The organism is Luteibacter anthropi (assembly GCF_011759365.1).
Lineage (GTDB): Bacteria > Pseudomonadota > Gammaproteobacteria > Xanthomonadales > Rhodanobacteraceae > Luteibacter > Luteibacter anthropi.
On sequence record NZ_JAARLZ010000007.1, the window covers coordinates 264,735 to 275,874 of the forward strand.

An 11,140-nucleotide genomic window follows, 5' to 3' on the forward strand; every position below is an offset into this window, starting at 1 on the left:
GGCGGTTGCAACAGAAACCACCGAAAACACCAAAGGCCCGCCCTCACCAGGCGGGCCTTTTTCTTTGCGCGTTTTGATCCACCTACTTGAGGAGAGAAAGGCCATGTGTTCGATCTTCGGAATGTTCGGCCTCGCCCCGGGCGACGATCTGGTCGCCCTTCGCGTGCAGGCCATGGAGTTATCGCAGCGACAGCGTCATCGCGGGCCCGACTGGAGCGGTGTCTACGTGGATGATGGCGCGATCCTCGTGCACGAGCGCCTGGCCATCGTCGATCCCGCCAGCGGCGCCCAGCCCCTGCGCTCGCTCGATGGCGAGCTGGCACTCGCGGTGAATGGCGAGATCTACAACCATCGAGAACTGCGCGCTGCCAGTGATTACGCGTTCACCACGGGCTCCGACTGCGAGGTGATCAACGCGCTTTATCGCGAGCACGGCAACGATTTTCTCGGCAAGCTCAACGGCATCTTCGCGTTTGCACTGTGGGATGCGAAGCGTCGTCGCTATCTCATTGCCCGGGATGCCTTGGGTGTGTGCCCGCTTTATTGGGGGCATGACCGGGCAGGGCGCCTTTGCGTTGCATCGGAAATGAAGTCGCTGGTTGGTGTCTGCGCGGACGTCGCGCCGTTCCCGCCTGGTCATTACTACGACAGCGAGCGTGGCGAAGCGGTGCGTTACTGGACCCCTGCATGGCGCGACTACGACGTGACGGCGGGACACGGCATTGAACCGAAGGATTTGCGTGCCTCGTTCGAAGCGGCCGTACACCGCCAGATGATGACCGATGTGCCTTATGGCGTGCTGTTGTCGGGTGGCCTCGATTCCTCGCTGGTGGCGGCCGTGGCGGCAAGCTTCGCGCGCAAGCGCATCGAGGACGACGACCGCGGCGAGGCCTGGTGGCCGCGCCTGCATTCCTTTGCGATTGGCCTTGAAGGTTCGCCCGACCTCAAGGCGGCCGAGATCGCCGCCGAGGCGCTGGGTACGGTGCATCACGGATTCCGTTACACCTTCGAGGAAGGGCTGGATGCGCTGCCCGAGGTGATTCGTCATATCGAGACCTACGACGTCACCACGATTCGCGCGTCTACGCCGATGTTTCTGCTGGCGCGCCGGATCAAGGCCATGGGGGTGAAGATGGTGCTCTCGGGCGAAGGCTCCGACGAAGTGTTTGGCGGTTACCTGTATTTCCACAAGGCACCGTCCGCACGCGAGTTCCACGAGGAAACCGTGCGCAAGCTCGATGCCCTGCATTTCTATGACTGCCTGCGCGCGAACAAATCCATGTCCGCCTGGGGGGTGGAGGCGCGCGTGCCCTTCCTCGATACGGAATTCCTCGAAACCGCGATGGCCTTCGACGCCGAGGCGAAGATGGTGGCGCGCAAGGGGATCGAGAAGGGTATTCTCCGCGAGGCCTTCGACGGGGCACTGCCCGATTCGATCCTGTGGCGGCAGAAAGAGCAGTTCAGCGATGGCGTGGGCTATGGCTGGATCGACGGGCTGAAGGCACATGCCGAGTCGATGGTCTCCGACCGCGAATTCGCGGCAGCGGCTGCACGCTTCCCGGTCAACACCCCGGCCACCAAGGAGGCGTACTTCTACCGGACGATCTTCGAGAGGCACTTCCCCGGCGAGGCCTGCGCCAACACGGTGCCGGGCGGCAAGTCCATCGCCTGCTCCAGCCCGGCAGCCCTGGCCTGGGACCCGGCCTTCGCCTCGGCGGCGGATCCCTCGGGCAGGGCGGTCCGGGGTGTCCATAAGGACGCCCTGGAGGTCTGACCAAGATGCTGTTGTAGGAGCGCGCCTCGCGCGCGACCGGACCAGGGCGATGATCTCCCGTTCAGTCGGCTCCTCGCTCTGGCCCGGTCGCGCGCAAGGCGCGCTCCTACAGGGGGTGGTCGCTGCAGGTGGCGCGCGAGGCGCGCTCCTACAAGTGAGGGTCTGGTTTTGCTAAGATCGGGCGTTTCGTCGGCGCGCTCCCGCGCCGCACCATCAGGCAAGCCAATCATGATCGAGACCAATCCGATCCTCGCGCAGATCGCGGACCTCAAGGGCCGCGTCGAGTCGCTTAGGGGGTATCTTTGACTACGCCGTCAAGAAAGAACGGCTAGAAGAAGTCAACCGCGAGCTGGAAAGCCCCAGCGTCTGGGACGATCCCAAGCGCGCCCAGGACCTGGGCCGTGAACGTGCCCAGCTCGATACCATCGTCACCGGCATCGAAGAGATGAGCGCCAGCCTCGACGATTCGAAAGAATTGCTCGACATGGCCGCCGCCGATGGCGACGAGGACACCCTGCAATCCGTCATCGACGACCTGAACAAGGTCGACGCCCGCGTGAGCAAGCTCGAATTCCAGCGCATGTTCTCGGGCAAGCTCGACAGCGCTGCGGCGTTCGTGGATATCCAGGCCGGTGCCGGCGGTACCGAAGCCCAGGACTGGGCCGAAATGCTGCTGCGCATGTACCTGCGCTGGGCCGAGTCGCGCGGCTGGAAGGCCGAGCTGATGGAAGTCTCCGGCGGTGAAGTCGCGGGCATCAAGTCCGCCACCTTCCGCGTGGAAGGCGACTACGCCTACGGCTGGCTCAAGACCGAGATCGGCGTGCACCGCCTGGTCCGCAAGAGCCCGTTCGACTCCGACAACCGCCGGCATACCAGTTTCACGTCGGTGTTCGTCTCGCCGGAAGTCGATGACGACATCGAGATCGACATCAACCCGGCCGACCTGCGTACCGACGTGTACCGTTCGTCGGGCGCGGGCGGTCAGCACGTGAACAAGACCGAATCGGCGGTGCGTATCACGCACATCCCCACCAATACGGTGGTGGCGTGCCAGACCGAGCGCAGCCAGCATGCCAACCGCGACCGCGCGATGAAGATGCTGAAAGCCAAGCTGTACGAACTGGAAGTGCAGAAGCGCAACGCCGAGAAGGACGCGCTGGAAGCCACCAAGTCGGACATTGGCTGGGGCAGCCAGATCCGCAACTACGTGCTCGACCAGTCGCGCATCAAGGATCTTCGCACGGGCATCGAACGCTCCGACACCCAGAAGGTGCTCGACGGCGACCTCGATGAATTCGTGGAAGCCAGCCTGAAGGCCGGCCTCGAAGCCGGTTCCAAGCGCGTCGACGCGTGATCCACCTCCGGGGGCGCATGAGCGCCCCCGTTTCCTTACCAAAGCAGCTACCCAGGCCATGACCGAAAACACCCACGCCGACACTCCCGCGACCGCCGCCGACGAAAACCGTCTCATCGCCGAGCGCCGCGAGAAACTGAAAGCGCTGCGTGCGCAGGGCATCGCCTACCCGAACGACTTCCGGGTGGACAGCTTCGCCGGTGACCTGCAGGCCGAATACGAAGACAAGGACACCTGGACCGCCGAGGCCATCGAAGCCGCGCCGCGTCAGGTGGCCGTGGCCGGCCGCATCATCCTGATGCGCGGGCAGGGCAAGGTCAGCTTCGTGCAGATGCAGGACGGCACGGGTCGCATCCAGCTGTTCATCCACCAGGGCACGCTGGGCGAAGACGCCTATAACGCGTTCAAGCGCTGGGACCTTGGCGACATCGTCGGCGCCACCGGCATGCTCATGCGCACCAAGACGGGTGAGCTGTCGATCAAGGTCGAGTCCATCCGCCTGCTCACCAAGTCGCTGCGTGGCCTGCCCGACAAGCATCACGGCATGGCCGACGTGGAGCAGCGCTATCGCCAGCGCTATGTCGATCTCATCGTGACCGAGGAAGCGCGCCGCACCTTCGTGCTGCGTTCGAAGATCGTGAGCCACGTGCGCCGCTGGCTCGAAGCCGCGCCGCGCCGCTTCATGGAAGTAGAAACCCCCATGATGCACGTGATCCCGGGCGGCGCCACCGCGCGTCCGTTCACCACGCATCACAACGCGCTCGATATTCCGCTGTTCCTGCGCGTGGCGCCGGAGTTGTACCTGAAGCGCCTCACCGTGGGCGGTTTCGACCGCGTGTACGAGATCAACCGCAATTTCCGCAACGAGGGCGTGTCCACCCGGCACAACCCCGAGTTCACGATGCTTGAGCTGTACCAGGCCTATGCCACGTACCACGACATCATGGACATCACCGAAGGCCTGATCCGTTCGGCCGCCACCGACGTCATCGGCAGCACGGTCATCGAATGGGACGGTGCCAGCATCGATGTGGGCCCGGCGTTCCGCCGCTGGCGCATGGAAGACGCCGTGCTGGAGCTGAATCCGGAGATCAAGCCGGGCGAGCTGCGCGATCGTGAAGCCATGGCCGCGCACGCGAAGCGCCTGGGCATCCAGGTCAAGCCGTCCTATGGCTGGGGCAAGCTGCTGCTCGAAATCTTCGAGGCCACGGTCGAGCACACGCTGGTGCAGCCCACCTTCATCACCGATCACCCGGTGGAAGTCTCGCCGCTGGCTCGCGAGAGCGATACCGACAAGGGCATCACCGACCGCTTCGAGCTGTTCATCAACGGCAAGGAAATCGCCAACGGCTTCTCCGAGCTCAACGATTCGGAAGACCAGGCAGCCCGTTTCCAGGCCCAGGTGGATGCGAAGGACGCCGGCGACGACGAAGCCATGCACTTCGACGCCGACTACATCCGCGCCCTCGAAGTCGGCCTGCCGCCCACCGGTGGCCTGGGCGTCGGCATCGACCGCCTCGTGATGCTGCTTACCGGTTCGTCGTCCATCCGCGACGTCCTGCTGTTCCCCACCATGCGTCCCGAGGCCTGATCGGCCTCGTCACCCGGAGTTTCCCCGATGTACTACGTCATCGTTGCGCTGGATCATCCGAACTCGCTGGAGAAGCGCCTCGCCGCGCGTCCCGCTCATGTGGCACGCCTGAAGGCGCTGCAGGAAGAAGGGCGACTGAAGCTGGCCGGCCCGTTTCCGGCCATCGACTCGGAAGACCCGGGCGAGGCGGGCTTCGACGGCAGCATGATCGTGGCCGAGTTTTCCGATCTGGCTTCGGCCAAGGCCTGGGCCGCGGTCGATCCGTATGTCGAGGCCGGCGTCTACCGCGAGGTGACCGTCCGCCCGTTCCGGGTCACCCTGCCGTGACGGCCCAGAAGGTCGAGCGCATCCGGCAGCTGCTGACGGAGGCGCTGGCCCCCGTCGAGCTGGATGTGATCGACGAAGGCCACAAGCATGCCGGGCACTCGGGCGAGGGCAAGGGCCACTTCTTTGCCCGCATCGTCAGCCCGGCCTTTGCCGGCAAGAACCCGATCCAGCGCCACCGCCTGGTCTACCAGGCCCTGGGCGACATGATGCCCGACGGCATCCACGCCCTGTCGATCGACGCCAAGGCCCCCGGCGAATAACCTGTAGGAGCGCGCCTTGCGCGCGACCCGATTCACCTGTGAAGCGGTCGCGCGCAGGCGCGCTCCTACAATCAATAGGTTATAATTCCTTTTTCGCGTTGTTTCGCGTATTGCACCCGGATGACCCCTTTGGCAAAGTGACCGATCTGCCAGGGGGTGGCTCCTGCCCGGAGCTCACGGCCGCGTCCCAACGGAACCAAACATGCGTCTGACCACCATCAAGCTGGCGGGATTCAAGTCCTTCGTAGACCCCACCACGCTGCACCTGCCTACCAATATGACCGGCGTCGTCGGTCCGAACGGCTGTGGCAAGTCGAACATCATCGACGCCATCCGCTGGGTCATGGGCGAGTCGGCGGCCAGCCGCCTGCGTGGCGATTCCCTCACCGACGTCATCTTCTCCGGCTCCAGCGCGCGCAAGCCCGTGGGACAGGCGGCGGTGGAACTCATCTTCGACAACAGCGACGGCACGATCCAGGGCGAGTACGCGAGCTTCGCGGAAATCTCGGTCAAGCGCATCGTCAGCCGCGACGGCCAGTCGTCCTATCACCTGAACGGCGCACGCTGCCGTCGTCGCGACATCACCGATCTGTTCCTCGGCACCGGCCTGGGCCCGCGTTCCTACTCGATCATCGAGCAGGGCATGATCAGCCAGATCATCGAGGCGGCCCCGGAAGAACTGCGCACCCACCTGGAAGAAGCCGCCGGCATCTCCAAGTACAAGGAGCGCCGCAAGGAAACCGAGAGCCGCATCAAGGCCACCCGCGAAAACCTCGACCGCGTGCGCGACGTGCGCGACGAGGTGGACAAGCAGCTCGATCACCTCAACCGCCAGGCCCGTGCCGCCGAGCGCTGGAAGGGCTTCAAGGAAGAACAGACCCGCCGCGAGGCGGAGCTGCGCGCCCTCGAATACCGCACCCTCGACCGCCAGCGCCAGGGCGAAGGCTCCGGCCTGCGCGAGGCCGAGCTGGAAATCGAGAAGCACACCGCCTCCCAGCGCCAGGTCGAAGCCCAGCTCGAAGCCGTGCGCGATCGCCATCACGGCGCCAGCGAACACCTGAACCAGGTGCAGGCCGAGGTCTACAAGGTGGGCGCCGAGATCGCCCGCGTCGAACAGCAGGTGCGCCACAACCGCGACCTCGCCGAACGCCTCACCCGTGCCCGCGCCGATACCGAGCGCGAGCACGAAGAACTGCAAGGTCATATCAGCACCGACCGCGAGCAGGTGGAAACCCTGCGCATGGCGCTGGCCGAGGGCGAACCCAAGCTCGAATCGCTGCAACAGTTCCAGGACGAAACGGGCGAGGCGCAGCGCGCCACCGAATCGCGGCTGGCCGACTGGCAGCAGCGCTGGGACACGCATACCCGTGGCGCCTCCGAATCCACCCGTGCGGCGGAAGTGGAGCGCACCAAGCTGGCCTACCTCGACCGTCAGGCGGTCGACCTGTCCCGTCGCCGCGAGGCGCTGGAAACCGAGCAGCGTGCCACCGACGTGGCCTCGCTCGATGCGGCCGCCGAACAGCTCGATACCGAACACGAGACCCAGCGCGAGCGCGTGGAACAACTGGGCACCGTGCTCGACCAGCACAAGGTGGCCCACGAGCGCGTGCAGGACGAAGAGCGCCAGGTGCAGTCCACCCTGAACGACGCGCGCCAGCAATTGCAGACGGCGCGTGGCCGTCAGGCCTCGCTCGAAGCCTTGCAGACCGCCGCACTGGGCCAGGAAGAATCCGCCGCCACGGGCTGGCTGAAGCGCCTGGGCCTGGAAAGCGCCCGCCGCCTGGGCGAATCGCTCCAGGTCGACGCCGGCTACGAGTCCGCCGTGGAAACCGTGCTCGCCGGCCTGCTCGACGGCGTGCTGGTGGATTCGCCCGAAGCGCTGGTCCCCGAATTCGCCGGTCTCGGTCAGGCCGACGTGGCCCTGTTCGCCTCCGCGCAGGGTGGCCCCGGAGCTGCCGGCACGCTGGCCGCGCAAGTGCGTGGCCCGGTCGCAGCCGTCGCCTTGCTGGGCAACGTGTTCGTCGTCGATACGGTCGAGGATGCCGCCGCCCGCGTGGGTTCGCTGTCGTCGCCGCAGTCCGTAATCACTCGCGATGGTGCGTGGATGGGGCCGGGCTGGGCCCGCGTGCTGCGCGCGCAGGGCAATCAGGTGGGCGTGCTCGCCCGCGAGCGCGACATGCGCCAGCTTGCCGAGCAGATCGAAACCCTCGAAGCCACCATCGAAGAACGCACCGGCCAGCTGGAAGACCTGCGCACCAGCAAATTCGAAACCGAACGCCAGCGCGACGATGCCCAGCGCGATCTCTACGCCGCGCATCGCCGCCTTTCCGAGCTGGCTGGCCAGTTGCAGAGCCAGCGCGGCAAGATGGAAACCGCCCGCGCCCGCGCCGAGAAGATCGGCGGCGAGCTGTCCACCCTCGTCGAACAGCTCGACGAACTGGAAGGGCAGACCCGCGAAGCCCGTGGCCGCCTCGACGAGGCCGTGGGCCACATGGGCGATCGCGAAGACGAACGTCGCGGTCTCGAAAACGAGCGCCGTGAACTGCTCGAAGCCCGCGAAGAAGCCCGCATCAATGCGCGCGAAGCCGCCGACCAGTCGCACCAGCTGGCCCTCAGCATGGAGTCCAAGCGCTCCGCGCTCACCTCGCTGGAACAGGCGTTGGCGCGTCTCGATGCCCAGCTGCGTCAGGTCGTGGCCCGTCGCGACGAGATCGACGAACAGCTTGCCGCCGGTTCCGACCCCATCGTGGAGCTGGAAGAAGAACGCCAGACCTATCTCGACCAGCGCCTGCTGGTGGATCGCCAGCTCGTGGAAGCGCGTCGCGCCGTGGAAGACTGCGATGCGGAATTCCGCCGCCTCGACCAGGAACGCCAGCGCATCGAGCAGGTGATGAACGCGGTGCGCGAAAACGTCTCCGAGAAGCGTCTCGCGGCGCAGGCGCTGCAACTGCGCGCCGAACAGCTCGCGCAGGCGATCACGGCCTCGGGTCTCGAACTGGAAGGCCTGCTTGCCGAGCTACCCGAAGACGCCGAACCCAACCGCTGGCAGCAGCAGCTGGTAGACCTGGCGCAGAAGATCGCCCGCCTGGAACCGGTGAACCTCGCCGCGATCCAGGAGCACGCCGAACAGTCGCAGCGCAAGGAATACCTCGACTCGCAGCTCACCGACCTGGGCGCCGCGCTGGAGACCCTCGAAGGCGCGATCAAGAAGATCGACCGCGAGACCCGCCAGCGCTTCAAGGAAACCTTCGACCGCGTCAACGCCGGCGTGCAGGAACTGTTCCCGCGCCTGTTCGGCGGTGGCCACGCCTATCTCGAACTCACCGGCGAAGACCTGCTCGACACCGGCGTCGCCATCATGGCCCGGCCGCCCGGCAAGCGCGTGTCCAACATCACGCTGCTGTCCGGTGGCGAGAAGGCCCTCACGGCGGTGTCGCTGGTGTTCGCCATCTTTGGCCTCAACCCCGCCCCGTTCTGCCTGCTGGACGAGGTGGATGCACCGCTGGACGAGGCCAACGTCGGTCGCTTCTCCGCGATGGTGCGCGAGATGAGCGAGAAGGTGCAGTTCATCTTCGTGAGCCACAACAAGGCCACGATGGAAGCCGCTCACCAGCTTTGCGGCGTTACCATGCGCGAACCGGGCGTCTCGCGCCTCGTCCAGGTGGATCTGGCCGAAGCGTCGAAACTGGCCGGAGTCGCCTGAGCACTACCCAAGGAACCGTACACATCATGACCCCCGCCATCGGTCTCGCCTGGAACCCCGCCGTCGGTATCCCGATGCTTTTCGTCGGCATCGTCGTGCTCGTGCTGCTCTGGCTTTTCGGCCAGCCGCGCAAGGAGCAGGGGCGCCGCAAGCCGGTACAGGAGCAACCGGAACGTGCGCGCGAGCGCCGTGAGCCGGTATTCGGCGAGGGTGGCGAGCCCGAGGGTGAAGCATCCTTCAGCAGCCACGATTCCTTCAGCGCCCGCGACGACGACGCCAACGACCCGCTGTTCAACCCGTCGCCGAAGCAGGGCGAGCTCGACGTCGACCTGCGCGCCGAACTGGAACGCCTGGGCGCTTCGCTCGTGGGCGAGCGCACGGCGTCCGCCGCTCCCGTGATTCCCGACGAGCCCGCACCGCGTCACTCCCAGCGTACCGAGCCACGCATCGATCTCGACCTGCCGTTCGATCTCGACGAACCGGTTGCCGCTCATCCGCCTGCTGCACCGGCACCTGCGCCCGCACCGCCTCCGCCGCCTGCGCCGGCTCCCGTCGCCGCACCGGCACCGGCCAAGGCGCCGCCGCGCTCCGATCTCGGCCGCCGTCCCACCAGCGCACCGGTCGAACGCATCGTTACCCTTTATGTCGTCTCGCGCGAAGGCGTGAGGTTCAGCGGCGCCGATCTGGTGGTGGCCGCCGAAAAGGTGGGCCTGGAGTTCGGCGACATGGGCATCTACCACCGTCTGGTGGATGGTCACCCCGAGCAGGGCCCCATCTTCAGCGTGGCGAACCTCGTGAAGCCGGGCAACTTCGACATGACCCGCATCGCCACCCTGCAAACGCCGGGCTTGTCGTTCTTCATGGCGCTGCCGGGCCCGATCAACGCGCTGGACGCCTGGGAAGCCATGCTGCCCACGGCACAGCGCCTGGCCGAACTGCTCGACGGCCTGGTGCTGGACGAGGAGCGCAACGCCCTCGGCCGCCAGCGCATCGCGCACATCCGCGACGAACTGCGCGGCTGGGATCGCGGTCACGAAGGCGAAGAGATCAAGTTCGGCCAGTAAGCCATGTACACGCCACGCGCTTTCGCCGAGGAACGCCTGCCCGTACTGCACGAGGCGATCCAGCGGATCGCCTTCGGCGCACTGGTGACGGCAGGCGAGGGTGGCATCGAGGCTAGCCACCTGCCGTTCGTGCTGGAGCCCGGTGAAGGGCCGATGGGCACGCTGTATGCGCATGTGGCCCGACCCAACGACCACATCACGCGACATGGCGGCGAAGTACTCGCCATGTTCGCCGGCCCCCATGCCTACATCTCGCCCAACGGTTATCCCGGCAAGGCTGAGCACGGTCGCGAGGTTCCCACGTGGAACTACATCGCCGTACATGCATACGGCGTGGCCGAGACCTTTACCGACGCAAGCCGCCTGCGCTGGCTCCTTGACCGGCTGACGGAACGCAACGAACGCGAATCAAGCCAGCCGGTGCCATGGCGCGTGGAAGATGCACCCGCCGACTACCTCGAAAAAATGTACCGCGCCATCGTCGGCATCCGCATTCCCATCACCCGCATCGACGGCAAATGGAAACTGGGCCAGAACCGCACCGACGAAGATCGCATCGGCGCCGCGACCCTGCTATCCCAGCGCCCCGGCGACAACGAGCAAGCCATCGCCCAGGCCATGCTCTCGATCAAACCGTGACACCCGCTCTTGTAGGAGCGCGCCTCGCGCGCGACCGGTTGAAACGCATCGCTCCGTAACGAAACGACCTGTGTAACTCTGCGCTCCGCAGGGCTCGGCGTTGAGGCGTTCCGCTTGGTAGCAAGGGCTCGCCTATCGGCCTCGCACTCGGCGCGTGAGCGTGGCGGCGAACGAGGCGACGGGTGCGGCCCTTGTCGCTCCGGCCTGCGGTGTCCATCGGGAAAGGAGGAGCCGCTTACGCGGCTCAGTGTCTTATGGCTTGCGCCCCTTCAGGCCCGGTGAGCGTGCGGGGTTTCCTGACTCGGCCTCCGGCGATCTCAACCGGTCGGTGCAACACCAGCGTCTAATCGGGACGGAGGTGGGCATCATGAGCAGAACAGTCAGGCTTTGGCATCATTTATCGGCAGCCGAACGCAGGCAGATCTGGG

8 protein-coding genes are annotated in these 11,140 nt (G+C 66.0%); all 8 read left to right on the forward strand.

Annotated elements, in window-relative coordinates; translation table 11 throughout:
• Window positions 1-103 precede the first annotated feature (103 nt).
• The 8 genes from asnB (at window position 104) to HBF25_RS14645 (ending at window position 10,712) form a co-directional block, all read left to right on the forward strand.
• Complete coding sequence (asnB, locus tag HBF25_RS14610; RefSeq protein WP_166949621.1) at window positions 104-1,774, forward strand: asparagine synthase B; 1,671 nt, start codon at window positions 104-106, stop codon at window positions 1,772-1,774.
• A 228-nt stretch (window positions 1,775-2,002) separates the two neighbouring features.
• Window positions 2,003-3,128, forward strand: a protein-coding gene (prfB, locus tag HBF25_RS14615; RefSeq protein ID WP_166949623.1) for a peptide chain release factor 2 whose coding sequence is annotated in 2 segments (ribosomal slippage) — window positions 2,003-2,077 and window positions 2,079-3,128 — 1,125 coding nt in all. Because the reading frame shifts where the segments join, the coding sequence is not laid out codon by codon here.
• 58 nt (window positions 3,129-3,186) lie between these two features.
• A complete protein-coding gene (gene lysS / locus HBF25_RS14620; RefSeq protein ID WP_166949625.1) occupies window positions 3,187-4,719 on the forward strand; it encodes a lysine--tRNA ligase in 1,533 nt (510 codons plus the stop codon).
• Window positions 4,720-4,746: 27 nt separating this feature from the next.
• Window positions 4,747-5,046 (forward strand): YciI family protein, encoded by a 300-nt coding sequence (locus HBF25_RS14625; RefSeq protein ID WP_166949626.1) that lies wholly within the window; start codon window positions 4,747-4,749, stop codon window positions 5,044-5,046.
• Entirely contained in the window at window positions 5,043-5,306 is a 264-nt protein-coding gene (locus HBF25_RS14630) for a BolA family protein (RefSeq protein ID WP_166949628.1), read from the forward strand. Before HBF25_RS14625 ends, HBF25_RS14630 begins: the two co-directional genes overlap by 4 nt.
• Before the next feature lie 202 nt (window positions 5,307-5,508).
• Window positions 5,509-9,009, forward strand: coding sequence for a chromosome segregation protein SMC (gene smc, locus HBF25_RS14635; RefSeq protein WP_166949630.1), 3,501 nt, complete (start codon window positions 5,509-5,511; stop codon window positions 9,007-9,009).
• 26 nt (window positions 9,010-9,035) lie between these two features.
• The gene (zipA, locus tag HBF25_RS14640; protein WP_166949632.1) at window positions 9,036-10,073 is read left to right on the forward strand and encodes a cell division protein ZipA; all 1,038 of its coding nucleotides are present in this window, start codon (window positions 9,036-9,038) and stop codon (window positions 10,071-10,073) included.
• Window positions 10,074-10,076: 3 nt separating this feature from the next.
• On the forward strand, window positions 10,077-10,712 hold the full coding sequence (locus HBF25_RS14645; protein WP_166949634.1) for an FMN-binding negative transcriptional regulator: 636 nt from the start codon (window positions 10,077-10,079) through the stop codon (window positions 10,710-10,712).
• Window positions 10,713-11,140 lie beyond the last annotated feature (428 nt).

What these genes read in the sequence shown, in the direction of transcription:
- asnB (WP_166949621.1), top strand. Translation starts at nt 104, where the DNA reads ATGTGTTCGATCTTCGGAATGTTCGGCCTCGCCCCGGGCGACGATCTG.
- lysS (WP_166949625.1), top strand. Translation starts at nt 3,187, where the DNA reads ATGACCGAAAACACCCACGCCGACACTCCCGCGACCGCCGCCGACGAA.
- HBF25_RS14625 (WP_166949626.1), top strand. Translation starts at nt 4,747, where the DNA reads ATGTACTACGTCATCGTTGCGCTGGATCATCCGAACTCGCTGGAGAAG.
- smc (WP_166949630.1), top strand. Translation starts at nt 5,509, where the DNA reads ATGCGTCTGACCACCATCAAGCTGGCGGGATTCAAGTCCTTCGTAGAC.
- zipA (WP_166949632.1), top strand. Translation starts at nt 9,036, where the DNA reads ATGACCCCCGCCATCGGTCTCGCCTGGAACCCCGCCGTCGGTATCCCG.
- HBF25_RS14645 (WP_166949634.1), top strand. Translation starts at nt 10,077, where the DNA reads ATGTACACGCCACGCGCTTTCGCCGAGGAACGCCTGCCCGTACTGCAC.